23 protein-coding genes are annotated in these 25,608 nt (G+C 71.9%); 17 read left to right on the forward strand and 6 right to left on the reverse strand.

Going from position 1 to position 25,608, the window contains the following annotated elements; genetic code table 11:
• Complete coding sequence (locus KV381_RS19080) at positions 1 to 3,495, reverse strand: hypothetical protein (protein WP_256995103.1); 3,495 nt, start codon at positions 3,493 to 3,495, stop codon at positions 1 to 3.
• Positions 3,496 to 3,971: 476 nt separating this feature from the next.
• Here KV381_RS19080 and KV381_RS19085 point away from each other — a divergent pair, with 476 nt between their 5' ends.
• From KV381_RS19085 to KV381_RS19145, 13 genes are all read left to right on the forward strand, one after another.
• Positions 3,972 to 5,558 (forward strand): phage tail sheath subtilisin-like domain-containing protein, encoded by a 1,587-nt coding sequence (locus tag KV381_RS19085; protein ID WP_218785781.1) that lies wholly within the window; start codon positions 3,972 to 3,974, stop codon positions 5,556 to 5,558.
• A gap of 62 nt (positions 5,559 to 5,620) precedes the next feature.
• Complete coding sequence (locus KV381_RS19090; protein WP_030075899.1) at positions 5,621 to 6,064, forward strand: phage tail protein; 444 nt, start codon at positions 5,621 to 5,623, stop codon at positions 6,062 to 6,064.
• Positions 6,064 to 6,525: a hypothetical protein gene (locus tag KV381_RS19095; protein ID WP_030627120.1), complete on the forward strand. Its 462-nt coding sequence runs from the start codon at positions 6,064 to 6,066 to the stop codon at positions 6,523 to 6,525. The genes KV381_RS19090 and KV381_RS19095 overlap by 1 nt, the downstream gene beginning before the upstream one ends.
• The gene (locus KV381_RS19100) at positions 6,522 to 6,665 is read left to right on the forward strand and encodes a DUF6760 family protein (protein ID WP_086779281.1); all 144 of its coding nucleotides are present in this window, start codon (positions 6,522 to 6,524) and stop codon (positions 6,663 to 6,665) included. Before KV381_RS19095 ends, KV381_RS19100 begins: the two co-directional genes overlap by 4 nt.
• Before the next feature lie 961 nt (positions 6,666 to 7,626).
• Entirely contained in the window at positions 7,627 to 8,520 is an 894-nt protein-coding gene (locus KV381_RS19105) for a hypothetical protein (RefSeq protein ID WP_218785782.1), read from the forward strand.
• A gap of 93 nt (positions 8,521 to 8,613) precedes the next feature.
• Positions 8,614 to 9,051, forward strand: coding sequence for a phage tail protein (locus tag KV381_RS19110; RefSeq protein ID WP_030088878.1), 438 nt, complete (start codon positions 8,614 to 8,616; stop codon positions 9,049 to 9,051).
• A 5-nt stretch (positions 9,052 to 9,056) separates the two neighbouring features.
• Positions 9,057 to 9,905 carry a LysM peptidoglycan-binding domain-containing protein gene (locus KV381_RS19115; protein WP_098026245.1) on the forward strand — a complete coding sequence of 283 codons (849 nt, stop codon included), beginning with the start codon at positions 9,057 to 9,059 and terminating at the stop codon, positions 9,903 to 9,905.
• The gene (locus KV381_RS19120; protein ID WP_218785783.1) at positions 9,905 to 11,854 is read left to right on the forward strand and encodes a VgrG-related protein; all 1,950 of its coding nucleotides are present in this window, start codon (positions 9,905 to 9,907) and stop codon (positions 11,852 to 11,854) included. Before KV381_RS19115 ends, KV381_RS19120 begins: the two co-directional genes overlap by 1 nt.
• A 64-nt stretch (positions 11,855 to 11,918) precedes the next feature.
• Positions 11,919 to 12,209, forward strand: coding sequence for a PAAR domain-containing protein (locus KV381_RS19125; protein WP_030627131.1), 291 nt, complete (start codon positions 11,919 to 11,921; stop codon positions 12,207 to 12,209).
• 9 nt (positions 12,210 to 12,218) lie between these two features.
• Positions 12,219 to 12,659: a GPW/gp25 family protein gene (locus KV381_RS19130; RefSeq protein ID WP_030088871.1), complete on the forward strand. Its 441-nt coding sequence runs from the start codon at positions 12,219 to 12,221 to the stop codon at positions 12,657 to 12,659.
• 31 nt (positions 12,660 to 12,690) lie between these two features.
• Complete coding sequence (locus tag KV381_RS19135; RefSeq protein ID WP_218785784.1) at positions 12,691 to 14,679, forward strand: putative baseplate assembly protein; 1,989 nt, start codon at positions 12,691 to 12,693, stop codon at positions 14,677 to 14,679.
• Positions 14,680 to 14,683: 4 nt separating this feature from the next.
• Positions 14,684 to 15,250 carry a phage tail protein gene (locus tag KV381_RS19140; protein ID WP_218785786.1) on the forward strand — a complete coding sequence of 189 codons (567 nt, stop codon included), beginning with the start codon at positions 14,684 to 14,686 and terminating at the stop codon, positions 15,248 to 15,250.
• Between the two features lie 605 nt (positions 15,251 to 15,855).
• Complete coding sequence (locus tag KV381_RS19145) at positions 15,856 to 16,590, forward strand: hypothetical protein (protein WP_249628284.1); 735 nt, start codon at positions 15,856 to 15,858, stop codon at positions 16,588 to 16,590.
• Between the two features lie 22 nt (positions 16,591 to 16,612).
• Here KV381_RS19145 and KV381_RS19150 read toward each other — a convergent pair whose 3' ends face one another.
• Positions 16,613 to 17,884: an RNA polymerase sigma factor gene (locus KV381_RS19150; protein WP_218787255.1), complete on the reverse strand. Its 1,272-nt coding sequence runs from the start codon at positions 17,882 to 17,884 to the stop codon at positions 16,613 to 16,615.
• Positions 17,885 to 17,893: 9 nt separating this feature from the next.
• A complete protein-coding gene (locus KV381_RS19155; protein WP_030088863.1) occupies positions 17,894 to 18,301 on the reverse strand; it encodes a YciI family protein in 408 nt (135 codons plus the stop codon).
• Between the two features lie 237 nt (positions 18,302 to 18,538).
• Between KV381_RS19155 and cbiE the strand changes: the two genes are divergently transcribed.
• From cbiE to KV381_RS19170, 3 genes are all read left to right on the forward strand, one after another.
• Entirely contained in the window at positions 18,539 to 19,822 is a 1,284-nt protein-coding gene (gene cbiE, locus KV381_RS19160; RefSeq protein ID WP_218785787.1) for a precorrin-6y C5,15-methyltransferase (decarboxylating) subunit CbiE, read from the forward strand.
• Positions 19,819 to 20,568, forward strand: coding sequence for a precorrin-4 C(11)-methyltransferase (gene cobM / locus KV381_RS19165; RefSeq protein WP_218785788.1), 750 nt, complete (start codon positions 19,819 to 19,821; stop codon positions 20,566 to 20,568). The genes cbiE and cobM overlap by 4 nt, the downstream gene beginning before the upstream one ends.
• A gap of 64 nt (positions 20,569 to 20,632) precedes the next feature.
• A complete protein-coding gene (locus tag KV381_RS19170) occupies positions 20,633 to 21,043 on the forward strand; it encodes an Imm10 family immunity protein (RefSeq protein ID WP_218785790.1) in 411 nt (136 codons plus the stop codon).
• Positions 21,044 to 21,230: 187 nt separating this feature from the next.
• Here the strand turns inward: KV381_RS19170 and KV381_RS19175 are convergent, their stop codons facing one another.
• Both KV381_RS19175 and KV381_RS19180 read right to left on the reverse strand, forming a co-directional pair.
• Positions 21,231 to 21,929, reverse strand: a complete 699-nt coding sequence (locus KV381_RS19175; protein WP_218785792.1) for a nucleotidyltransferase domain-containing protein — start codon at positions 21,927 to 21,929, stop codon at positions 21,231 to 21,233.
• A 128-nt stretch (positions 21,930 to 22,057) separates the two neighbouring features.
• Positions 22,058 to 23,233 (reverse strand): epoxide hydrolase family protein, encoded by a 1,176-nt coding sequence (locus tag KV381_RS19180; protein ID WP_218785793.1) that lies wholly within the window; start codon positions 23,231 to 23,233, stop codon positions 22,058 to 22,060.
• Positions 23,234 to 23,313: 80 nt separating this feature from the next.
• Here KV381_RS19180 and KV381_RS19185 point away from each other — a divergent pair, with 80 nt between their 5' ends.
• Positions 23,314 to 23,889: an ABATE domain-containing protein gene (locus KV381_RS19185; protein WP_218785795.1), complete on the forward strand. Its 576-nt coding sequence runs from the start codon at positions 23,314 to 23,316 to the stop codon at positions 23,887 to 23,889.
• A 171-nt stretch (positions 23,890 to 24,060) separates the two neighbouring features.
• Here KV381_RS19185 and KV381_RS19190 read toward each other — a convergent pair whose 3' ends face one another.
• Positions 24,061 to 25,515, reverse strand: coding sequence for a flotillin family protein (locus KV381_RS19190; RefSeq protein WP_030088833.1), 1,455 nt, complete (start codon positions 25,513 to 25,515; stop codon positions 24,061 to 24,063).
• Between the last annotated feature and the right edge of the window lie 93 nt (positions 25,516 to 25,608).

Raw genomic sequence — 25,608 nt, forward strand, 5'->3', positions numbered from 1 at the left:
TCACATCCTCGGCCTCATGAGAACCTGAACGATCATTTCGTCGACTGGAGGATTGTCGAGGGAGTGCAGTTCCGTTACTTGGACGTCCAGTTCCTGGCCGCCGTAAATTTCCCGAGCGCGACGATACGTCCATGTTTGCCGCACAGCCTCCTCCTCGGTCATCCCCGCCTTTCTGGCCTTGATGTAGGCGTCCAGGTTGGCTGACAAGGAGGGTCTACCCAGATCTTTTGATTCGTACCATCCGAATCTGAACCACTCGCCGGCGATAGCTTCGTGCTGAGTGCCGAAATGCTCATTCGCTATACTGAATAGTTTACTTCCTACTCCTTTTATTTTTGCGTTCACGATGCTTGGGTGGGTGTAGAAGTCGAGTGACAGGGCTGGTACGGGTTCGGTGTCCCGGTCGATGGTCAGAGGTTTGACGTTAGCGATTCCAAGAGGGGGGCCTGATTTTCCGGCCCGCTTCACTCCGTCGACTTTTGCAACTGATTCAATGTTCAGCCCGAAATAGTTCATGTTTAGAGTATTGGTGCTGTTTACCAGCTGCTTGTCTATTCGGTATCCGTGCTTCAAGTTGTTCTTGACTATTTTCTGGAAGATTTGAATGGCCTTTTTCTTGCCCGGGCTTCCGGCCTTGATGCGTTCGAAGACGGCCTGAATGGCATCCTCGTTCTCTACGATACTGCGGGCCTTGAGGAGGACTTCGCGGCGCTCGTCGATCGATGCTATACCATTGTCGATCAATCGCAGCTCTTCGTCTTCGCGATCTATGGAAACTTGTTCGCTGTCCACTCCTGGGCTGTTCACGGCCCGGAAGTGGACATTGCTCCGTGAATCGCTCTGGCTGTCCACTATCAGTGTCAGGGAGCGGATTTTGTGTTTGCTTCTAACGGAGGGTAGATGCCTCTCTACTTCCTCGATCGATACGCCTGGCTTCACCAAGGCGACGGCATCCTTGAGCGCGGCCTGCGCTCCTCCGGTCTGAGGATCCTTTTCGCCCCCTTTATGCCCAGCGCCCTTCCCCTTACGCTTCGCCCACAGCGCCTTGCCCTTCTTGGCGATGAAGTCGACGATCTTGTCGATGGCGCGGGTCACCGGTCGTGATACCGACTGGAAGACCGACTTGACCTTGTTGGCCAGGCCGCCGATGCCCAGGAGGGCGGCCAGGAAGCCGATGAGGAGGGGGACGCTCGTGGCGAGGGCGGCTTCGATGAGTTTGGGGACGCCGGCCTGGCCGCCGTTGGCTATGGCGATGACCGCGTCCAGGACCGCGTTGACGAAGTCCACGATCTGGGCGCCCTGGGTCACGATGAACGTGACGATGTCGATGATGCCCTTGACCGCGCGGACGAACGCCGAGGCGGGGTTGAGCAGGGAGATGATCCAGGTGATGCCCGCGATGAGGACCGTCGGGATCAGGTAGGTCGTCAGCTTGCCGAGGATCGTGGCCTTGAGGTCGCCCGCTTCCGCCTGGATTTCCTTGACCGCGCCGGCCGGGCCTTCGGCGGCGAGGTTCTTCGCGACCGGGACGGACGTTTCGACCGCGCTCATCGCTTCGTCGGGGACGCCCTTGCGGGTGACGCGGGTGCGGATGTTGTCCCAGGTCAGGCCGAGCATCGAGCCGATGAGCTGGATGATGCCCTTGAGGTCGAAACGGGCTGGCAGGTCCAGGCCCGCCTTGACCGCTGTGCCCAGGAGCCAGGAGACGACGCCGGTCTTCAGGTGGTCGGCGATGTTCGTGATGAAGAGGTTCAGGCCCGCGCCGACCGCCTTCACCAGGTTGCCCAGGAAGCCGATCGGGTCCTTGATGATCTTCATGATCGCGGAGGCGGCCTTGGCGAGGATGCCCAGGAGCAGGTTCTTCAGCTCGTTGATCGTCTTGATGGCTCCGACGATCGCGTCCTTCGCCTTGTCGATCAGGCCCCGGTTGGCCTCCTGGAGCTTCTTGATCTCCTCGTCGATCTTGTTGAGTGCCGCCGTGTACTTCTGGGCGAGGTCCTGGACCAGCTGTTCCGACTTCTCGTTGACCGTGGCTTCCAGGTCGTCGAACTTGCCCGCGAAGTCCTTCGCTGCCTCCTCGCCGAACTGACGTAGGTCCGCCGGGAGTTTGTCGACCTCCGCCTTCAACTCCGTGCGGCCCTTGGCTATCCGGGCCTTCGCCTTGCCCAGCTCGGCGCCGATGATGTCGGCCACCGAGGAGATGACCGTCCGCATCTTCGCGACGTAGAGCTTGCGGGACTCCTGGTAGAGGGCGTCCGCCTCCTTCGGCAGGCCCGCGAACTTGTCCTTGACCCAGCGGCCCTTGCCCATGAGGCCCGAGTACCGCTTGTCCTTGTACTTCTTCATCCGGCTCTTGTGGTCCGCCGTGAACGCGTCCCGCGCCGACTTCTCGCCCGCCGTGAACGCCGAGTCCACCTTCTTGTCCAGGCCGGACAGGGTGTCCTCGACGTCCTTCTTCGTGCCGTCGTAGACCTTCTGGAGCTTGGCCGTGACCTCGGCGCGCTTCTTCTCGTCCTTCGACTTCGTGTCGTTCTTGCCGCCGTCCACCTGCTTGCCGGCGGTGGCCCGGGTCGCGGTCAGGGCCGACATCGCCTGGGCACCGGAGGCCGCCGCGTTCTGCTTGGCGCTGGAGAGCTGCTGGTCCTCCGCCGCCTTCCCCTTCGCCGGGGCCTTCGCCGCGTCCGCCTCCGAGGTCTTCTTCGCTGACAGCGCCTCGTTGAACTCCGGTTCGTTGCCCTTGGCCAGTTGCTCCTCGGTGACCTCGGCGTCCGCCATCGCCTTGTCGTTCTCGGCCGGCCCCTCGGAGAAGTCCGTCACCGCCGCGGGCTGCTTCTCCGGGACCGCGTCCGTGGCGGACGGCGCGCCCGGGTTGCCCGGAGCCTGGTCGGGGGTGAGCGGGGTGACGTCCTTGTCCTTGGCGGCCGAGGTGTCGGGCGGGGCCTTCGTCGCCGTGTCGATGTCCTTGGCGGAGGACTCCTTGCCGTCGGTGACCTTGCCGTCGACCTCCGCCTTGACCTGGTCCGCCTTGCCGGACTTGGAGAACTTGTCCGCCTCGTCGAGGTTCTTGGGCGCCTGCGCGTCGATCGCCTTGTCGACGGCTGCGATGAACGCCGCCTTGTCGAACTCACCGGGCTTCGCCGCGTTCATCTTCTCGGCGTTCGCCGCCTTGCCCTGGGCCTCCTTGTCGTCCGGTGGGGCCACGGCCGCGTCCTGCGACGCCTTCGACTCCGTCGCCGCCGGGGCGTGCGCCGCGAGCCGGGTCTTCTTCGCCGCCACATCCGTCTTCACGTTGCGGAAGCGCGGCGACTGGGCCGGGGACGGCTTGACCGGTGCGGTGTACCGCTGGGCCACCAGCCGTGACACCGCCCCGTTCCCGGCCAGCCGCTGCAGCCGCTGGACGGAACGGCGGTCGGGGGCCCGGGATGCCGGGGAGGTGGCCGTCTGCTCCGTTCGTGCGGCGTCCGGGCGCGAGCCATCGCGTTCCGGGACGGGCACGGCGTCGCGTTCCGGGACGGGTACGGCGTCGAGGTCCGGGACGGGTACGGCGTCGAGGTCCGGGGCGCGTACCGCCTCGTGGCGCGGCTGTGGCGTGGCGGAAGGCTTCTCCGGAACCGCCTTCATCCGCCCTCCCCGCCCCTCCCCGCTTCTCCGCGGCCGCCGGCCGGAGGCCGCCCGGATCGCGGGGCCCGCCCGGATGTGGTGCATGCGTGGTGGCTGCCACCGTGCCGGGGAATCCCGTGGCGTACCCAGCGCGCGCGGTCCGCGTACGGGGCAGGGCGGGGCGGCACCCGTGGCGCGGTCCCGTTGCCTCATCGGGCAGCCCGCCCTGCGCGGCAGGGCGGCCGACCGTCCGTTCCCGGTGATCGCTGCCGTGGCGAGAATGGCCCGCGTCACCCGGTCGAGCGTCGAGCAGTGTGCCGAGCAGCGTTGTGCCCAGCAGTGCGCCCAGGAGTGTGTCGAGGAGAGGCCCTATGCCGTCGTACCTGTCCCCCGGCGTCTACGTCGAAGAGGTCGAGTCCGGATCCCGGCCGATCGAAGGGGTGGGCACCTCGGTCGCCGCCTTCGTCGGCTTCGCCCAGAAGGGCCCCTTCGACGAGCCGACGCTGATCACGAACTGGAGCCAGTTCGTCGCCGCCTTCGGCGACTTCGTCGACGGCGCCTACCTCGCGTCCGCCGTCTACGGCTTCTTCGCCAACGGCGGCGGGGTCTGTTACGTCGTACGCATCGGCGACGGCACGGTGGCGGCGGACGGCCAGGAGGGCCAGGACGACCAGGACGGCGAGGGCGCCCCCGGGAAGAGCCGGGAGGCCGGGGAACTGCCCGTCGGCGCCGAGGTCCGGGTCGGCCCGTACGCCGTACGCCCCCGGCCCGGCGTCAGCGGCGAGATCAGCGTGGAGGTCGCGCCCGTGGAGGGCGACGACCCGCCCGCCGACGTCTTCCGCTTCCTCGTGAAGCGCGACGGCCAGGTCGTCGAGACGTACCCCTCCGTCACCACCAAGCGCAGCAAGGACAACGTCGCCACCCGCGTCAACGCCAAGTCCGAGCTGATCGAGGTACGGGAGTCGGGGCGCGGCGCCGCGCCCGCCCCGCCCGAGCCGCAGACGGTGACCCTCGCTCCGGCGGCCCCCGCCGCCGGCGGTTCCGGTGCGATGGCCCCCGAGGTGTACGTCGGTGACGCCGACCGGCGTACGGGGCTCGGCGGCCTCGAAGCGGTCGACGAGGTCACCATGATCGCCGTTCCCGATCTGATGAGCGCGTACGAACGCGGGCTGCTGGACCTGGAGTCGGTCATCGCCGTCCAGCAAGGGCTCATCGCGCACTGCGAGTTGATGGGCGACCGGGTGGCCATCCTCGACCCGCCGCCCGGCCTCACCCCGCAGCAGGTACGCGGCTGGCGCACCGGGCAGGCCAACTTCGACTCCAAGTACGCCACGCTCTACTACCCGTGGATCAGCGTCGCCGACCCCGCGTCGGGCCGCCCCACCCTCGTACCGCCCAGCGGGCACATCGCCGGGATCTGGGCGCGCAACGACGACACACGCGGGGTGCACAAGGCCCCGGCGAACGAGGTCGTCCGGGGGGCCGTCGCACTGGCGACCCAGCTCACCAAGGGCGAGCACGACCTGCTCAACCCGATCGGGCTGAACTGCATCCGGTCCTTCCCCGGGCGGGGCATCCGGGTGTGGGGCGCGCGCACGCTCGCCTCCGACCCGGCCTGGCGCTATCTGAACGTCCGACGGCTCTTCAACTACCTGGAGGAGTCGATCCTCGCCGGTACGCAGTGGGTCGTCTTCGAGCCCAACGACGACGCCCTGTGGGCGCGTGTCCGGCGCACGGTCTCGGCGTTCCTGGTCAACGAGTGGCGCAAGGGTTCGCTGTTCGGGCTGACCCCCGAGGAGGCGTTCTACGTGAAGTGCGACCGCGAGACGAACCCGCCGGAGAGCATCGACGCGGGACAGGTCATCTGCGAGATCGGGGTCGCCCCCGTCAAACCGGCCGAGTTCGTCGTGTTCCGGCTCTCCCAGCTGACCGGCGGCAGCGGCGGTGTCGACGAATGACCGGCCGCCGCCCCCGCTGGTCGCTGACAGCCCGTTCCTGAGCCTGGCGTAAGGAGTCTGCTGTGCCACTTCCCGATCTCGACAGTTCCGTCGGGCATTCCTTCGGCCTCGAATTCGACAGCGTCATCATCAAGCAGATCACCGAGGTCAGTGGTCTGAAGATGGAGCAGGACGTCATCGAGCTGAAGCAGAACACCGCCGACGGCAAGTACGCCATCAAGAAGCTGCCCGGCCGCCCCAAGGCCGGTGAGGTCACGGTGACGCGCGGCCTCACCGAGGACAACAGCTTCGAGCGGTGGATCAAGGACTCGCGGTTCGGCCGGATGACGAACGCCCGCCGCAACGGCGCGGTCATCGTCTACGACTACGAGGGCATGCCGATCAAGCGCTACAAGCTCATCAACGCCTGGCCGAAGTCGCTGGAGATCGGCACGCTCAAGGCCGGTGACACCTCGGTGCTGACGGAGAAGCTGGCGATCACCTACGAGAGCATGGAACTCGACTGATGCGCCGCTCGGTCCAGTTCCAGAGCCCGGAGCAGGTCGAGGCCGGGGCGGCGGCCGGAGGGCGGGGCGGCTCCGCGCGCCAACAGGAGCCGATGCGCACGGAGTTCGGGTTCGAGCTGCCGCGCGGTTACGTCGACGAGGCGGGGACCGTCCACCGTACGGGCGTGATGCGCCTCGCCACCGCCCGCGACGAGCTGGTCCCGCTGCGGGACGACCGCGTGCGGGAGAACTCGGCCTATCTGTCGGTGATCCTCATCTCCCGGGTCGTCACCCGCATCGGCACCGTCGAGGACATCCACCCGGGCGTCATCGAGGACCTGTTCGCCTCCGATCTCGCCTTCCTCCAGGACTTCTACCGCCGGATCAACGCCGAGGGCCACACCCGCGCCGCCGTCACCTGCCCGTCCTGCGACGAGGAGTTTGCGGTGAATCTCGCCGGTGGCCGCCTGGGGGAATCGTGACGTACGCGGCCGACCTGCTCTACGAGGAGGTCGCGTACCTCGCCTACCACTTCCACTGGCCGCTGGACGACCTGCTGGACCTGGAACATCCGGAACGCCTGAAGTTCGTCGCGCAGGTCGCCCGCCTCAACGGGCCGTAGTCGGAGAGGACGAAGGTTCATGGGGCTGATGTCCTGGCTGCGGGGTGACCGCGGCCGCACCCGCGCCGGCGATGCGCCCGTGCCCGTACCCGGCCCGGCGGGGGCCGATCGTGGCGACCGTGTCGACGTGAACCGGCTGGAGCCGCTCCAGCGGATGGTTTCCGGGCAGCAACTCACCTCGTCGCCGACGGAGTTCGAGGCTTCACTCACCACGCGCCAGTCCACGGTGCTCGGGACGCCGCTGGGGCATGTGGTGAGCCCTGACGCCCCTAGTGGGCTGGTGCGGGGCGTCGGTGTCGCGGAGTCCGCCCCTTCGCCGTCGTCGTCGCCGTCGTCGCCGTCCTCGTCGTCGGGGGTTGCGGCTCAGCGGTCCGTGGAGATGCCGTTGCGGGGGGCGGTGACGTACTTCGACCGGGCGGGTGGGGGTGAGGCCCTGCTTGCGCGGGGGCCCGAGGGGTCGGGGGCGGAGCCCGGACCCGGAGCTGTATCCGGACCCGTGTCCGTCCCTGTACAGCGTCTTTACGGGGATGAGGGCTCGGGCCTGACCTCCGTCGCCGGAGGTGGTGAGGAGCTGCCCGTGCGACGGCTGGTGGGTGAGCGGGCCGTCGTGCCGGAGCCGCCTTCGTCACCGGTTCCGCCGTCTGATCCGGCCGCCCCGGCTGGTCCGGCCTCCGGAAGCGTGGGCGTTCAGCGGGCTGCGATGCCGCCTGCGGGGGAGCGGCCCCGGAGGGTTCCCGGGCTCGGTGCGCCTCTGCCGGGTCTGCCGCCGACCGCTCAGCGTCGGGCGGCGTCCTCACCGGAGGCATCGGCGGCATCGGGCACCGCAGGAACCTCGGGAGGCTCCGAAGCTTCCGGTGCCTTCGTGAGCCAGGGTCCGCCTGCTGCCTCCGGTCCTTCAGGCTCCGGACCGGCAGCGGACGCCGATGAGCCCGTCGCGCCCCTGCTCGGTGAGGACCCCTTGGTGGGGGCCGGTGCCGCCGGTGGCACCGGTGGGACGGGTGATGCCGGTGGCACGGGTGGTTCGCTCCAGCGGGCGGTCGGTCCGGCCTCCGTCCCCGGCCCGGCCCCCGCCCCGCCCCCCACCGGCCCGCCCGTCGCCCCGCTCCTGGGCGACCGGCCCCTGGTCCCGCAGAACGTCGACGTACAGCGTGCCGCAGGGCCGGATCCGGAACCGGAACCGGCCGTCGGGGCCGCGCCGAACCCCGCCGTACCCACCGCATCGCCCTCCGAGGGCGTCCCGGTCCGGTGGGCCGAGGCGGCGGGCGGCGGCGGGCTGATGGACGGTCCCGGCGTCCCGCTGGGGCCCGCGCCTCCCCGGGCCTCCGCCGCACCCACCATCGGGCCCGCCGCTCCCTTGCAGCGGCAGGCGTCCGGAGGCCGGCCCCCGGTGCCGGCCTCGGTGGCGCGATCCCTGCCGGGGCGGCTCCCGGGGGCCTCGCCGAGTTCCGGACGGGCGCCCTACATGCCCTCGTCCGGGGCCGGGGGCGGGGCCGGTGACGTGGCCGTGGCCGCCGGGGTGGCGCAGCGGATGGCCGACGGCAGTGTCGTGTTCAGGGGCGCGCCGGCCTCCGGTACCTCGCGGCCGGTCGTCCAGCGGGATGCCGAGACCGCCGAGGAGCCGCCGCCGCCCGAACCCGACCCCGTAGACGTACCGGAACCGGAGGGCAGCGCGGAGCCCGGGGCCGTGACGGCCGGAGGCGGCTCCGACGCGGCCGGAGCGACGGACGGCAAGGGGGCACCCGCCGTCACGGACGAGCTGGTCCGGGACCTGTACGCCCCGCTCAGCAGACTCCTCAAGAACGATCTCCGGCTGGAACGTGAACGCGCCGGTCATCTCATCAACACCCGCCACTGAAGGACCGACCGTACGACTGCTCGACCGACCGACCGACCGACCGACCGACCGATCGACCGATCGACCGCACGACCGAACTGAGAGGTACGTGTCATGGCCACCGCCCAGGACAGCGACCCCGCCGTCAGCGTCTGCTTCGTCGTGACCATCGACGACATCGAGCTCGGGTCGTTCAACACGTGCGAGGGCCTCGGCTGCGAAGTAGTCCTCGAAGCACGGGAGGAGGGCGGCAACAACGGGCATGTGTGGCAGCTGCCGACCCGGCTGAAGTACTCCAACGTGAAGCTGTCGCGACCGCTCACCCGGGAGACGGAAAAGGTGGCGCGCTGGTTCGCCACGATGACCACCGGGTTCAGCAGGAAGACCGCGCACATCGAGGCGCGTACGGGCGACGGCCACAAGGTCGCCCAGTGGGGGCTGCTGGAGGTCGTGCCCGTGCGGTGGACCGGGCCTTCGTTCACGCCCGAGTCGCCGAAGGTCGCGATGGAGACGATCGAGATCGCCCACCACGGTTACGTGATGGAGGGCTGAACGCGATGAGCGGTGCGGGTCCCATCGCGTTCAGCGCGGCCGGTACGTCGGGGGTGGCCTCGGCGGCGAAGGGCGGTTCGGCGCGGCCCAAGCTGGAGCACGCCTACCTGGAGCTGCGGACCCCGCCGACCGGGGGCGGGCTGACGCCCGGCGGGCCGTGCGGGCGGATCGATTTCCAGTTCAACCCGAAGGAGCTGAGCCTGACCAAGGCGGCTTCCTGGAAGCGGAGTCCGGCGAAGGGGGCGAAGAGTTCGGGGCCGCCGGAGTACCAGGGCTCACAGCCCAGCAAGCTGACCGTGGAGATGTTCTTCGACGCCAGCGACACCCAGGACACCCGGGTCGTCACCTCGGTGGAGCAGCTCTTCGCGTGCTGCGTGCCGACGGACGAGACCCGGCAGCAGCAGCGGTCTTCCCCGCCGTGGGTCGTCTTCCACTGGGGCGGGCTGACGGGCTTTCCCGGGTACGTCAGCCAAGTCGCCGCCAAATACACGCTGTTCACGACGTCCGGGGTGCCGATCCGGGCGGTCTGCCAGGTCACCATGGAGGAGATCAGCGGCGAGACGCCCGGCCAGAACCCGACCTCGGGCGCGCTGGCCGCCCGGCGCGTCCACCGCGTCGGCTCGGGCGACTCGCTGCCCTCGCTCGCCCACCGGGAGTACGGGGATCCCGGGGCCTGGCGGGTGATCGCCGAGGCGAACGGGATCGACGACCCGCTCCGGCTCGCCCCCGGCACCCAGCTCCTGCTGCCCGCCCTGGACGAGCTGGCCCGGCTCAGGGACGCCTCGGACAAGGACGCAGCCAAGGCCGGCCGGGGCAGGGGCCGGGACAGGGCCCTGGACCGGGGGCGGGGCTGATGGCGCGGCAGGGGGTTTCCACGGCGTTGACGGTGGAGTTCGGCGGTACGCCGCTGCCCGCGAAGTTCGTGAACACGCTGGTCGAGGGCTATGTCGACGACAGCCGTACGCTCCCCGACCTGTTCCTGCTGCGGTTCCGGGACCCCGACCGGGTGCTGCTGGAACAGGCCGGGCTGAAGATCGGCACCGAGGCCCGGCTGCTGGCCCGCGCGGGCGGCGACACCGCCCCTAAGCCCCTGCTGGAGGGGGTCGTCACGGCACTGGAGGTGGAGCTCGACGAGTCCGGCACGTTCACCGTCGTACGCGGGCTCGACGAGTCGCACCGGCTGTTCCGGGGGCGGCGCGTGGCCAGCTACCAGAACATGACCCTCGCCGACATCTGCGGCCAGGTCGCCCAGCGCGCCGGACTGAAGCCGGGTCCGGTCGACATCGCCGGGCCCGTACTGGAACACATCGCCCAGCCCAACGTCACCGACTGGGAGTTCGTGCGCGGCCTCGCGGAGGAGGCGGGCGCGCAGGCGTACGTACGGGACGGGCAGCTCCACATCACGAAACCGGCCGAGGCGGGCGGCGCGCCCGACACCTCGGCGCGCGCCGAACGCGACCCGCTCGTGCTGGAGTTGGGCAGCAATCTGCTCCGCTGCCGGGCCGGGGTGTCGGCCGCCGAGCAGGTCTCCGAGGTGGAGGTGCGCGGCTGGGACGTCCAGGCGAAGCAGCCGCTGGTGGGCCGGGCCCCGGCGGGCACGTCGCCGACGCTGGAGCTGGGGGTGACGGCGGCGGAGGTGTCGGAACCGTTCGGCGAGGCCCGGTTCGTCGTGACGGACGCGGCGTACGGGGCGCAGGCCCAGGTCGACCAGGCGGCGAAGGCGCTGGCGGAGCGGATCGCCGGGTCGTTCGCGGAGCTGGAGGCGGTGATCCGGGGCAATCCGGAGGTGCGGGCGGGCAGCGCGGTGGCGCTGAACGCGGTGGGCGCGCCCTTCGAGGGCCGGTACACGGTGACGACCTCGCGCCATGTCTTCGACGCCGTACGCGGGTACGAGACCTGGATCACCGTGTCGGGGCAGCAGGAGCGGTCGCTGTACGGGCTCGCCAACTCGGCCTCCGGAGCCGGTGGTTCACGGTGCGCGGGGCTGGTGAGCGGGACGGTGACGGACACGCAGGATCCGGAGGGGTCGGGGCGGGTCAAGGTGCGGTTCCCGTGGCTGTCCGACGAGTACGCGAGCGACTGGGCGCGTACGGCACAGGCCAACGGGACGGGGGGCGGCGAGGCGTTCATCCCGGAGGTCGGCGACGAGGTGCTGGTCGGCTTCGAGCACGGGCATCTGGACCGGCCGTACGTCCTGGCGGGTCTGTACAACGGGCAGGACCGGCCGGGCGGCGGCGCGGGTGGGTCGGGTGGTGCCGCTGACGCGGGCGGCGCGGGCGGGGGTGCTGCGGCCGGCGCTGCGGGCGGCTCAGGAGAAGCGGGAGGCGGCGGTGGCGGGGGCGAACTCGTCGATCCCACCAGCGGTGCCGTGAACCGCCGCGCCTTCGCGTCCAAGAGCGGAAACCAGCTGGAGCTGCTGGACGCCGCGAACGGCCCGCAGGGCGTCCGGCTCCGCACCGGCGACGGCAAGCTCACGATCGATCTCGACCGCAAGGGCACCGCCATCGTCATCGGCAGCGACGGCAGCGTGACGATCGAGGCCAAGGAGCAGGTCTCCATCCGGGCGGCCGACGGCGTCGCCCTGGACGCGGGGCGCGGGTCGCTCGAACTCGCTGGTGAAAGCGTCACGTTGAGCGCGCGCAACGGGGTCTCCGTGGACGGCGGCACCGGAAAGGTCGGAGTCACGGCCCAGGGCTCGGTGGAGGTGCGGGGCGGTGAGGTCACGGTCGACGGCGGTCGCCGTACGGAGATCAGGAGCGGCGGCACGGTGAACATCAACGCGCCGATGGTCAAGCTCAACTGACGAGTCATCAGTCATCAGTCATCAGCCATCCGCAAGGGTGACGAGGCAGAGAGGAGTGCGGAGCATGTCCGAGACACCTGCCGCTCCGGCGGCCCGGGTCGGCGATCCCACCGGCCACCCCGGCACGGTCGGGCCGCCCGGCGTCCTGTCCGTGCTCATCGGCGGGAAGCCCGCCGCCACCGTCGGGACCGCCCACCTGTGCTCCTCGCCCGCCGCCCACCCGCCGACCGTCCTCGCCCCGCCCGGCAGCTCGACGGTGTTCATCGGCGGGCAGCCCGCCGCCCGCGTCGGCGACCTGGCGGGCTGCGGCTCACCGGTGGTGTCCGGCTGCCCGACCGTACTGATCGGAGGGTGAGACGTCACCGTGGGACAGCAATTCATCGGCGCGGGCTGGGCGTTCCCGCCGCGCACGGACGCCACCGGGTCCATCGCCCTGGTGCGCGGCGAACACGAGCTGGAGGAGTCGATCCGGCTGATCCTGGCGACCTCGCCGGGCGAGCGGCCCATGCGGCCGGAGTTCGGCTGCGCGGTCAACGACTATGTGTTCGCCCCGGCGGACGCGGGAACCGCCGGGCAGCTCGCGTACGAGGTGCGGCTCGCGCTGGAGCGCTGGGAGCCCCGGATCGAGGTGACGGAGGTCGTCGTCCGGTTCGACGAGGCGGACAACGGCGTCCTCTACATCGACATCGGCTACACCGTGCGCGGCGCCAACGACCCCCGCAACCTCGTCTTCCCGTTCTACGTGATCCCGCAGCACGCCGAGGCGGCCGGTCCATCGGCCGAGGACGAGGAGATGGGCGCATGACCCTGCCCGGCCCGCACGAGGAGGCGAGGGCATGACCCTGCCCAGCCCGCATCTGGACGACCGCACCTTCCAGGGCCTGGTCGACGAGGCGAAACGCCTGGTCCAGCAGCGCTGCCCGGAGTGGACCGACCACAATGTCTCGGACCCCGGGGTGACGCTGATCGAGGCGTTCGCGACCATGGTCGACCAGCTCGTCTACCGGGTGAACCGGGTGCCGGAGAAGAGCTACCTCACCTTCCTCGACCTGATCGGGGTGCAGCTCCACCCGCCGACCGCCGCCCACACCGAGGTGACGTTCCGGCTCTCCGCGCCGCGCCCGGAACCGGTCCTGGTGCGCGCCGGTACGGAGGTCGCCACCGTGCGTACGGAGACGGAGGAGGCGGTCGTCTTCACCACCTCCGAGCCGCTCTCCATCGTGCCGTGCTCCTTCGCCCACCTGGCCACCTGGCCCTCGCCCGGGGAGGCCGTCGACCGGACCGAGGAGCTGACGCTCGGCCGGGACGTGCCGGTGTTCGGGGCGGCGCCCGCGCCCGGCGACTGCCTGTACGTCGGCCTGTCGGCCGCCGTGCCCGCGGGCGTGCTGGCGCTGCGGCTGGACTGCACGGTGGACGGCGTCGGCGTGGACCCGGCCCGGCCGCCGATCCTCTGGGAGGCCTGGGACGGGGCGAGTTGGGCGGTCTGCGAGGTGGAGAAGGACGACACCGGCGGGTTCAACCGGTCCGGCGAGCTGATTCTCCACCTGCCGAGGACCCATGTCCCGGCGGCCGTCGTCGGCCGCACCGGGGGCTGGCTGCGCTGCCGGCTGATCGAGGCGGAGCCGGGGCAGCCGACGTACATGGCCCCGCCGGTCGTCCGGGGGATCACCGCGTTCACCATCGGCGCGACCGTCGCCGCCGAGCACGCCGAGACCGTGACGGACGAGGTGCTGGGCCAGGCGGAGGGCGTGCCGGGGCAGGTGTTCCGGCTGGCGCGGCCGCCGGTGGTGCCGGGGGAGTTCGTGGTCGAGGTGACCGACCCGTCCGCCGCCGACAGCGCGGGCGGAGGCTCCGACCTCACCCGCTGGACCCGGGTCGACGACTTCGCGCACTCCGGCCCCGAGGACCGGCACGTCACGCTCGACCCGAACGCGGGCCGCGTCGAGTTCGGCCCCGCCGTACGCGAACGGGACGGCTCCGTACGCCATTACGGCCGCGTCCCGGTCAAGGGCGCGACCGTCCGGGTCCGTTCGTACCGTACGGGCGGCGGGCTGCGCGGCAACGTCGCCCGCTCCACGCTCCGCGTCCTGCGCAGCGCGATCCCGTACGTCGCCCGGGTCGAGAACCGCCGGCCGGCGCTCGGCGGCGTGGACGGCGAGAGCGTCGACAGCGCCCGGGTGCGCGGGCCGATGACCCTGCGCACCCTGCACCGGGCGGTGGTCCCGCACGACTACGAACTCCTCGCCCGCGAGATCGCCCCGGACGCGGCCCGGGTCCACTGCATCCGGGCCGGTACGGAGGACGGCTCGGCCGACGCGGCCGACGCGGGCGGGGTGCGGCTGCTCGTCGTGCCCGCCGGGAGCGGCGACGAGCAGGGCCGGATCGCGTTCGACGAACTGATCCCGCCCGCGAACACGCTCGCCCTGATCGCCGGGCACCTGGACGCCCGGCGGCCGATCGGGGCCCGGCTGGTCGTCGAGCCGCCGTTCTACCAGGGCGTCACCGTCGTCGCCCTGGTCCAGGCGGAGCGCGGGGCGGTCGCGGAGAAGGTCCGTGAGAGCGCGCTGGCCGCGCTGTACGGGTACTTCAACCCGCTCACCGGCGGGCCGGCCGGGGACGGCTGGCCGTTCGGCAGGCCCGTCCAGTCCGGCGAGGCGTTCGCCGTGCTGCAACGGGTGCCGGGGGTCGACCTGGTGGAGGACGTACGGCTGTACCGGGCCGATCCGGTCACCGGCGAACGCACCGACGCCACCGCGAAGATCCCGCTGGACCCGCACGCGCTGGTCTTCAGCTACGAGCACCAGCTCCGGGTGAGGGGGGCCTGAGCCGATGCGCAGCGGAATCCCGGGGCTGCCGACCCCGCACCCCTTGATCGACCAACTCCCCGCCGTCTACCTGGAACAGGACTTCCTCCAGCGGTTCCTGGCCGCCCTGGACGACGTCCTGGCTCCCGTCCTCCTCTCCATCGACAACCTGCCCGCGCACCTGGACCCGCGCAGCGCCCCCGACGACTTCCTCGACTGGCTGGCCCGGTGGGTGGCCGTCGACCCGCACGAGGACAGCCCGCCGGAGCTGCGCCGGGCGGCGGTGCGCGGCGCGGTCGCCCGGCATGCCCGACGCGGCACGGTGGGCGGCCTGGCGGAGGCGCTCCGGCTGGAGACCGGCACGGAACCGGAGATCGTCGAGAGCGGCGGCACGGCCTGGTCGACCCGCCCCCGCACCGCACTGCCCGGCCAGGACCGCCCGTGGGTGACCATCCGGATCCGGGCGGCGGAAGGCGGAGGGGCGGGCGGCGACGGCGGGGCCGGGCCGGGGCGGGTGGACCGGGTGCGGCTGGAGGAGCTGATCGGCGCGGAGGTTCCGGCGCACGTCGGATTCACCCTGGAGCTGCTGTGATCTGCGACGAGTGCGGCCGGCGGAATCCACCGGGACGGGAGTTCTGCGTGGCGTGCGAAGCGTTCCTGGGGTGGGAGGAGGAGCCTTCGCCGCCGCCTGCGCAGGGCAGGCCTCCTGCGGGGGGTGCGCGGCCGGCGCCTGCCGGGCCGCCCGCGCCGAGCGCGCCGCCTGCACAGAGCGCACCTGCCGGGCCGCATGGACCGGGCACGCCGCCCGCGCCGAGCGCGCCCCCCGCGCCGCATGGACCGAGCACGCCGTCCGCGCCGAGCGCGCCTGCCGGGCCGCCCGCGCGGAACGTGCCGCCTCCGCGGAGTGCGCCTGCCGGGCCGCCCGCGCCGAATGCGCCTGCCGTACCGCCCGTGTCCGGCGTGCCCGCCCCCGTGACACCGCCCGGTCCCACCCCCGTAACGCCGCCCGCGTCCGCCCCCGCGGCCGCGCCCGAGCCCATGCCCGTAACGGCTCCGCTGCCCCCGCCGACGCAACCGGAGGCGGCCGCTCCCCGGCGTCCGGGCGAGGGTCCGCCCGGCCCGGCGCCCGGTCCCGACGCATGGCCGGACGACGGGCGGCGGCAGCCGGCCGCGTCCGCCCGCCCGGAGCCCGTGGGCGTGCCGGTCGTCTGTCCCAACTGCCGTACGGAGAACGCCCCGGACCGCACCCGGTGCATCCGCTGCGCCCTGCTCCTGGACCCCGGGCCCGCCCCCGAGGGCCGCCCGCCGTGGTGGCGGCGGATCCTGCGCCGACGCCCCCGGCAGGCGCGCGTGGCGGGGGCGCGGCCGCGGCGCGGGTGGCGGCGGCCGAGGGTCGGGCTGCCCATCGTGCTGATCCTGCTGGCGGTGGGCGTCTGGTTCGCGCTGCCCCATCTCTCGGGCCTGTTCGGCTTCGCCAAGGAGGAGACCGGAACCCCGGAGTCCGTGCCACCGGCCGCCTGCCAGGGCTCCAGCGAGGCGGACGGGCACCCGGCTTCGGCGGCGGTCGACGGGTTCAACAACCGTTACTGGGCACCGGAGAAGACCGGTGAGGGCGTTGGTGAGCACCTGGAGTGCGCCTTCGCGCAGCCGGTACGGATGATGAAGATCGTGGTGTTCTCCGGGACCTCGGCGCGCCAGGACGAGTTCCTGACGCAGGGCCGCCCGGCGCGGCTCACGGTGGAGCTGACGTCGAAGGACGGGAAGAAGACGGACCGCACGATCCGGCTGCGCGACCAGGCGGGCCAGCAGACCTTCGACGTACGGGGTTCGGACACGGTACGGGCCCGGCTCACGGTCGACGCGGCGTACGGCTCCGGCGAGGGCCGGCGTACGGCGGTGGCGGAGATCGAGTTCTTCGGGCGGCGGGAGTGAACTACCGCTGCCGGGGCGGCTCTTACGGGGCCAGCCGCCCCGCCCGCATCCGCAGATAACGCGCCTCGGGTTCGCTGAGGGTGGCGTCGGCGGCCGAGAGGTACGCGGCGCGGGCGGCGGCCGGCTCGCCGGCGCGCTCCAGGAGATGTCCGCGTACGGCGTCGAGGCGGTAGGGCGGCTCCACCGCCCCCGCCAGCGCGTCGACCGCCGTGAGCCCCGCCCGGGGCCCGTGCACCATGGCCACGGCGACCGCCCGGCCCAGTGCGGCGGCGGGGTCGGGGGTGCGCCGCACGAGGAGGTCGTAGAGGGCGAGGATCTGCGGCCAGTCGGTGTCCTCGGCGCGCTCCGCCTCGTCGTGGAGGGCGGCGATCGCGGCCTGGAGCTGGTAGTCGCCGGCGGGGCCCTGGGCGAGCGCCTCCTCGGCGAGCGCGGTGCCCTCGGCGACGGCGTCACGGTCCCAGCGGCCGCGGTCCTGTTCGTCGAGCGGGATCAGCTCGCCGTCGGGCCCGGTACGCGCCGGCGTGCGCGCCTCGGTGAGGACCATCAGCGCCAGCAGCCCGGTCACGCGCCCCTCGTGGGGGAGGAGCCGGCGGACGGCACGGGTGAGCCGGATCGCCTCGCGGGCCAGGTCGGTGCGGTGGAGGTCGGGGCCCGCGGTGGCGGTGTAGCCCTCGTTGAAGATCAGGTAGAGGACCTGGAGCGCGGCGGCGAGCCGCTGGTCGCGGTCCTGGGCGTCCGGCTGCCGGAACCGCGTACCGCGCACCGTCCGCTTGGCCCGGCTGATCCGCTGCGCCATCGTCGCCTCCGGTACGAGGTGGGCGCGGGCGATCTCCGCCGTGGTGAGGCCGCCGACCGCGCGGAGGGTGAGCGCGATCTGCGCGGCCGGGGAGAGCGCGGGGTGGCAGCAGAGGAAGAGGAGGGTGAGGGTGTCGTCCTCGGAGGGGGCCTGGCCCGGCCCGGAGGGGCCTTCGCCGGGCGGCGGGGCGACGAACGCGTCGGCCGGGGTGAGGGCCGCCGCCGTCTCCTCGCGCCGCCGCCGGGCCTCGTCGCTGCGCAGCCGGTCGGTGAGGCGGCGGGAGGCGACCCGGATCAGCCAGCCGCGCGGGTTGTCGGGGATGCCGTCCTCGGGCCACTGCCCGGCGGCCGCGATCAGGGCCTCCTGGACGGAGTCCTCGGCCGGGTCGAAGTGCCCGTACCGGCGTACGAGCGCGCCGAGGACCTGCGGCGCGTGACGGCGCAGCAGGTCCTCGATGTCGTCGGTCGAGTCGTCGTCGCTCGTACGGTCCGGCCTCAGTCGTCGCTCCTAGTCGATCCCGCCGCCGATGGTGCGGATGAGCACCGGGTACTCGGGCGCCCCGGGCGGCTGCGGACAGCGTGCCACGCGGGCGGCGATCTCGGTCACCCTCTCCAGGCTCTCGCATTCGAGGACCCAGAACCCGGCGAGCAGCTCCTTCGTCTCGCTGTACGGCCCGTCCGAGACCACCGGCCGCCCCTCGGCGTCGACGCTCACGGCCCGGCCCTGCGCGGGCTCCGTGAGCCCGTACGCGGTCACCAGCTCGCCCGACTCGGCGAGGTCGTCGTTGATGCTGCCCATGTAGGCGAACATCTCCTGCATGGCCTTCTCGTCCCAGGCCGGGCTGGTGGCGTTGCCCGTGCCGGACTGCGCGTCGTAGTCCGCCTGGCTGCCCTGGACCATCACCAGATACTTCATGACCGTCGCCTCCTGGTCGTTCGTTCGCTCGGTGCGGTTTCTTCCTCCTGCACAGGGGACGTCGGGGCCGGGGCCCGGTTCTCGACACCACGCGCGGTTCTTTTTCGGATTCACTCCGGATGCGCCGGCGGATTCACCCGCCGGAGGGGTCGGAACAGGGCGTTCAGTAAGGTTCGGCTGCGCCTGGTTTCCACCAGTCACCCCTGTTTTCCCCTCCGAACGCTTGAGGTCCGGCCCGTGCCCCCACCCCCGTCTCCGGCCCCGCTTCCGCACACCGGCCCCGTCTTCGTCGTGGGGATCGGTGCGGACGGCTGGCCGGGCCTGTCCGGTACGGCGCGGGAGGCGCTGCGGGAGGCGGAGGTGCTGATCGGCGGGGCGCGCCAGCTGGACCTGCTTCCGCCGGAGTGCGCCGGGGCACGGGTGGGCTGGCCGTCCCCGTTGAGGCCGGCCGTGCCCCGGCTGCTGGCCGAGCACCGGGAGCGCCGGATCGCGGTGCTGGCGAGCGGGGACCCGATGTTCTACGGGATCGGCCGGGCGCTGGCGGAAGAACTGGGTCCGGAGGGGCTGCGCGTACTCCCGCACCCGTCCTCCGTCTCGTACGCCTGCGCGCGCCTCGGCTGGCCGCTGGAGGACACGGAGGTCGTGACGCTGGTGGGCCGCCCGGCGGCACGGCTGGCGGCTTCGCTGTACGAGGGCCGCAGGCTGCTGGTCCTGAGCGCGGACGCGAGCACGCCCGCCACGGTCGCGGCGCTCCTCACGGCCCATGGCTTCGGCCCGAGCGGTATGCGGGTGCTGGAACAGCTGGGCGGTGAGGCGGAGGCGTACGTCGACGGCGTCGCGGAGACGTGGACGCACGCCCCGGGGGACCGCCTGAACGTCATCGCGGTCGAATGCCGGGCGTCGGCGGACGCGCTGCGGCTCGGAACGGTCCCGGGTCTGCCGGACGAGGCGTACGAGCACGACGGCCAGCTCACCAAGCGCCACATCCGGGCGGCCACGCTCGGGGCTCTGGCGCCCGCGCCCGGAGAGCTGCTGTGGGACGTGGGCGGCGGCTCGGGCTCGATCGCGATCGAGTGGCTGCGGGCCCATCCGTCCTGCCGGGCGGTGAGCGTGGAGCGGGATCCGGTACGGGCGGAGCGGATCACGAGGAACGCGGACCGCCTGGGAGTCCCGGGCCTGCGGGTCGTCACCGGCCCGGCCCCCTCCGCACTGGCCGAACTGGAAGCGCCGGACGCGGTGTTCATCGGAGGCGGCCTGACCGCACCGGGCCTGCTGGAGGCGTGCTGGGAGGCGCTGCGGCCGGGGGGCCGGCTGGTCGCGAACACGGTGACGCTGGAGTCGGAGGCGCTGCTGGCGGCGCGGCACAAGGAGTTCGGCGGCGAGCTGGTCCGCCTGGCGGTCGCCCACGCGGTCCCGGTCGGCGGCTTCACCGGCTGGCGCCAGGCCATGCCCGTAACGCAGTGGTCGGTCATCAAGTCCTCGGGATCCGGGGCGCGTTCGCACAAGGGAGATCGATCATGACGGTGTACTTCATCGGCGCGGGCCCCGGCGCGGCCGACCTGATCACGGTGCGCGGCGCCCGGATCCTCGCCGCCAGCCCGGTCTGCCTGTACGCGGGCAGCCTGGTCCCGGTGGAGCTCCTGGCCGAGTGCCCGAAGGACGCCCGCCTGATCGACACGGCGAACCTGGACATCGGGCAGATCACGGCGGAGCTGGTCCGGGCCCACCAGGACGGCCACGACGTGGCACGGCTGCACTCGGGCGACCCGTCGGTGTTCAGCGCGGTGAACGAACAGATGAAGCGCCTGGACGAGGCGGGCGTGCCGTACGAAGTCGTCCCCGGCGTCCCCGCGTTCGCGGCGGCGGCCGCGGCCCTGAAGCGCGAACTGACGGTCCCGACGGTCGGCCAGACGGTGATCCTGACCCGCGTCGCGCAGCGCGCCACGGCCATGCCGGAGGGCGAGGACCTGGCCACCCTGGGCCGCAGCGGCGCCCTGATCGTCCTGCACCTGGCGGCCCGCTACGTGGACCGCGTGGTCGACGAACTGCTCCCGCACTACGGGGCGGACTGCCCGACGGCGGTCGTGGCGATGGCGTCCCGCCCGGACGAGATCGTCCTGCGCGGCCCGCTGGACTCGATCGCCGAGCAGGTGAAGGCGGCGGGCGTGATCCGGACGGCGGTCATCATGGTGGGGCGGACGCTGGGCTCGGAGCAGTTCCGGGACAGCTACCTGTACTCGGCGGGGCGGGACCGGGGGGAGTGCTGAGGGGCGGGGCGTTTCCGGTTCGACGCGGGGCGCTGTTGTCGGACGCCTCTGTTAGAACAAGGTCATGACATACAGGTTCACCGCGCAGATCGCCTGGGGCGTCGACGACCCGGACGAGGATTGCGTGCAGGCGGGCGTGGCCGAGTCGGACGACGAAGAGGGCTTCTCCCTGCACTTCATGTGCGACTTCGAGGATCCCGGCCCGCAGGAGATAGCGCTGGGCATGGATACGCACTGCCTCGTCACCCCCGACCAGGGCACGGCCTATGGATGCATACGCACCGTGGAGTTCGAACGGGATCTGCTGCGTGTGACGTTGGACCCCGAGTCGTTGGACGACCTTGATCTGCGGGACCACGTCATCGAGGCCGTGCTTCGAGCACCGGCGGAGGATGTGGCACGCCTGCGCGAGGTGTTGCCCAGAATCCTGGAGTACGGGCGGCCGGACGCCCGCCCGAGGCTGACCATGGTGTAGTGCCTGTGGCGCAGTGCGGCGACGATCTCTGCTCAGCCCGACCTGCGGTGCTCGTGCCAGGCGATGGCGGCTCTGGCCGGGCGCCGGGTCCACGGGGTCCGGTGTCAGGGCCGAGGCGGCCCGGATGTCGGGCGGCTGTACCTACACCTCTGCGTGTCCCGTGCCTCCGCGCCCACCCGCCGCCACGTCACCGGATCGCGTATCCGTCCCACAGGGTGCCGCCGGACCGGTCCAGCACCCCCGCCACGGCCGCCGCGAAGGTCTTCGTGTCCCCGGTCATCGCCTGCGCGGCCGATCCGGACAGGGCGCGGTGTGCCTCGGGGGCGGCCGCGGCCAGTCGTCGAGAGAGCCATTTGCCTGTGCCGAGCCAGTGACCGCCTACCAGCAAAACCAGCTCCGAGGCGCGCTGCAGCAGGTGCGAGACCAGGTACACCCGCTCCGCGGGGTCCGTGCAGCCCCGTAGGTCGTCGAGCAGGTCGGTCAGGATGTAGCGCCGGTAGTTGCGCTCCTGCTCGGAGAGCGGCGGCGGGCCCGCGGCCCAGCGTGTGCGTGCCTCGTCCTGGAGCGCGGCGCCCAGGCCGTCCGTGTCCGCCAGGAGCATGCCCTCGGCGCACATGGCGAGCAGCGGTGAACTCCGTTTCGCGGTCTCCTGGTCGGCGAAAGCGTGCCAGCGGGACTCCGTCTGTACGAACAGCTCCACCGGCCATCCGCGATACATCAGGTTCTCCCGGCCCGCGGCGAGCGGGTCGTCCACGAGGACCACGATGTCCAGATCGGACGTGGGCGTCCGGCGGTCGGTCAGCACACTGCCGGCGAGGAAGGCCGCCCGGGCGGCGGGGAACCGGTCCCGGACCAGTGCGCGGGCTGTGAGCACGGGGTCGTCCATGCTCGCAGCGTACGTGCTGGTGCCGTACGGGAGCGGGCGCGCTCTCGGCCTCAGGGCCTCCAGCGGAACGAGGTGGGTGTCGGCCGGTCGGTGGGTGCGTGGAATGCCGTCGGTCCTCCCGGCCGCCTTCAGCGACCGGCGGCCGCCAGCACGGCCGCCAGGCCCTCCCGCAGGTCTTCGACGAAGTGGTCGGGGACCTCCAAGGACGGGAAATGGCCCCCTGCTTCGGGCGACCCCCAGTGGACGATCCGGCGGAAGCGCTCCTGTGCCCAGGGGCGCGGACACTTCTCGATGTCACGGGGATAGACCGTGATGGCCGACGGGACGTCGACCCGGAGGCCGGGGTCGAGCGAGTCGTGGCTCTCGTAGTAGATGCGGGCCGCCGACGCGCCCGTGCGGGTCAGCCAGTAGAGGGTGACGTCGTCGAGGATCCTGTCGATGGAGATCCTCTCGAACGGGCTGTCCTCGGTGTCCGACCATTCCGCGAACTTGTCGAGGATCCAGGCGAGCAGCCCGACCGGTGAGTCGACGAGCGCGTAGCCGATGGTCTGCGGGCGGGTCGCCTGCTGCTTCGCGTACGCCGCGCGGCGGAGCCAGAAGTCACGGGTCTCCTCGGTCCACCCGCGCTCGGCCGCCGTCAGTCCGTCCGTGGTCAGTCCGGGGGGTGCCTGCGCGGTCGTCGTGTGGATGCCGAGCACGTGTTCCGGGAACCTGCCGCCGAGGATCGTGGTGATCACGCCTCCCCAATCGCCGCCGTGGGCAAGGAATGTGTCGTAGCCGAGCCTTCCCATCAGCTCCACCCAGGCGGCCGCGATCTTCTCCGTTCCCCACCCGGTGGTGGCCGGCCTGTCGCTGTAGCCGAAGCCCGGCAGGGACGGGACCACGACGTGGAAGGCCGGTGCGTCAGCGGCCTTCGGGTCGGCCAGCTCGTCCACCGTGTCGATGAACTCGGCGATGCTGCCCGGCCAGCCGTGCGTCAGGATCAGGGGAGTGGCATCCGCCCGTGCGGACCGGCGGTGCAGGAAGCGGATTCCCAGATCGTCGATGGTCGTGCGGAACTGGCCGATCCGGTTGAGGCGCTCCTCGAACGACCGCCAGGTGTACTCGGTGCGCCAGTAGTGCACGACATCGACGAGGTCGGTGAGGGGGACGCCCTGTTCCCAGCGGAGGGGGCCCGGTCCGGTGCGGTGGACCGTCTCCGGCTCCGGCAGCCGCGCCGCGGTGAGTCGTGCGCGCAGGTCGTCGAGGTCGGCGTCGGTCGCGTGGGCTTCAAAAGCTTGTACGTCGCTCGTCGGGCGGGTCATGAGACCTCCTGCCATCGGGAACCGGCTAAGCCGGTTCTAGCAGCAGCCGGAGCCGCGATGCAACCGCCTAAGGTGGTTCCATGCGTGATCGGTTCCCTGACTTCCGCCTCGGCAGCGTGCTGGCGACCAGCTTCACCGGGACTCTGTCGGAGCGGCGTGGCGACCCTGTCGAGCGCATTCCCGTTCCGCGGCGACTGGTCGACTGGCTGGCGGTGAACGGCCTCGCCGTGGACTCCTGCACCCCTGCCCAGCTCGACCGTGCCCGGGAGCTGAGGGAGGCGATGCACGCCGCCGCGACGGCGGCCGCGCTCCAGGAGGCTCTGCCCGCGTCTGCTGTCCGGGTCATCAACGACCGCAGCGCTCAGGGGCGGGCCGCGGCGATCCTGACGCCCGAGGGCGAGCGGCGTTGGCGGCTCGGCTCGTCCTCCGGCGTGGAGGACGCCCTCGGCGTGATCGCCGCCGACGCGATCAGCATCATCGCGGGCGAACGCGACGGGAAGCTGGCCCTGTGCGCGTCACCGACCTGCCGGGCCGCCTTCTTCGACACCAGCCAGAGCCGGACCCGTAAATGGTGCGACATGAACACCTGCGGGAATCGTCAGAAGAAGGCGCGCTTCCGTGCCCATCAGCGCGGAGATGCCGGACCGGCGGAGTGAGCCCGGGCCGGCGGTTCCTCCACCTGCTCCGCCCGCCCTCCCGGCCCGTGGCCCGGACCAGGGCCACCGGCGCATCCGAACGCGGACATGCCGGTGCCCGGCGGCGAACGCGTCGCTGCCGGGCACAGGTGACGGGTGGACGGGCTCGGCCCCTGGCAGAGGCCCCGCGCGTCAGCCCTTGATCTCGATCTCGCCGTTCTTCGACGTCGAGGCGTCCGCCTCCGAAGCCTCCGGGGCGCCCGGCGCGGGCACCGTGGCCGTGCGGGACTTGAGGTTCTGGAGGAGCGACGCCAGGTCCACGCCCGTCGTCGAGTTGAGCAGTTCCATGCCCTGCGCGACGTTGTCGGTGACCGTACGGGCCAGCTGGCTCGCGCCGTCCGTGGAGATGACCGTCATCTTGTCGATGGCGCTCAGCGGCTCGGAGGCCTTGGCCACGACGCTCGGGAGGACCTCGACCAGCATCTGGAGGACGGCCGCGTCGCCGTACTGCGCGAACGCGTCGGCCTTCTTCTGCATGGCCTCGGCCTCGGCCGCACCCTTGGCGGCGATCGAGGCGGCCTCCGCCTCACCCTCGATGCGGACCGCGTCGGCCAGTGCCGAACGGTGCAGCTTCTCACCCTGACCGGTCAGGCGCGAGCGCTCCGCGTCGGCCTCGGCCTCCTTGACCTGGGCGATGCGGCGGGCCTCCGCCTCCTGCTCGGCCTGGTAACGGGCGGCGTCGGCGGGCTTACGGACCTTGGTGTCCAGCTCGCGGTCGGTCAGCGCGGCCTGGCGCTCGGCGACCTTCTCCTGCTCCTGGAGGACTTCCTGCTGGCGTGCGGCCTCGGCGAGCGGACCCGCGGCGTTGGCCTTGGCGGCCGCGGCTTCCGTCTCGGCCTTGATCTCGGCCTGCTTCAGGTAGTACGTCCGCTCGGCGATGGCGATCTCCTCGGCCGCCTTCAGCCGGGCCTGCTCCGAGGCCCGCTTCGCGATGGCCTCGGCGATGTCCGCCTCCTGCTTGGCGCGGGCGGCCTCCGGGCGGCCGAGGTCCTCCAGGTAGGAGCCCTCGGTGGTGATGTCCTGGATCTGGAAGGCGTCCAGGATCAGGCCCTGGCCGGAGAGGCTGGCCTCGGCCTCCTCCGCGACCTGCCCGGCGAACGCGGCCCGGTCCCGGATGATGTCCTCGACCGACATCCGGCCGACGATCGCGCGGAGCGCGCCGGAGAGCACTTCCTGGGTGAAGCCGACGATGCCGTCCTGCTGCTGCAGGAAGCGCTGGGCGGCGGCGCGGATCGCGTCCTCGCTGCCGCCGACCTTGACGATCGCGACGCCTTCGAGGTTCGACTTGACGCCGCGCAGCGTCACCGCGCCGCGCACGGCGATCGGGATGTGCCGGCTGGACAGGTCCAGGGTGAACTTCTGCTGGACGAACGGCACGACGAAGACGCCGCCGCCGACGACGACCTTCTGTCCGCTGTTGTCGATGCTGGTCAGTCCGGTGACCGGGTCCGTCGACTTCTTGCCGCGGCGGCCCGTGATGATGAACGCCTCGCTGGGCCCGGCCACCTTGTAACGCGTGATGACGACGAGGCCGAGCAGGACGAGAAGGACGACGATGCCGATGACGGCGATGACTACTGGACTCATGAAAGGTGTCCCCCCTGCCTCCCGTGGGGGGACGGCAGATTGTTGTGGAGCGGGGTGGTGCCAGGGAAAGGGAATGGGAAGTGGGAATGGGAA

The sequence above is a fragment of the Streptomyces sp. WY228 genome, assembly GCF_019287315.1.
Taxonomy (GTDB): domain Bacteria; phylum Actinomycetota; class Actinomycetes; order Streptomycetales; family Streptomycetaceae; genus Streptomyces; species Streptomyces caviscabies.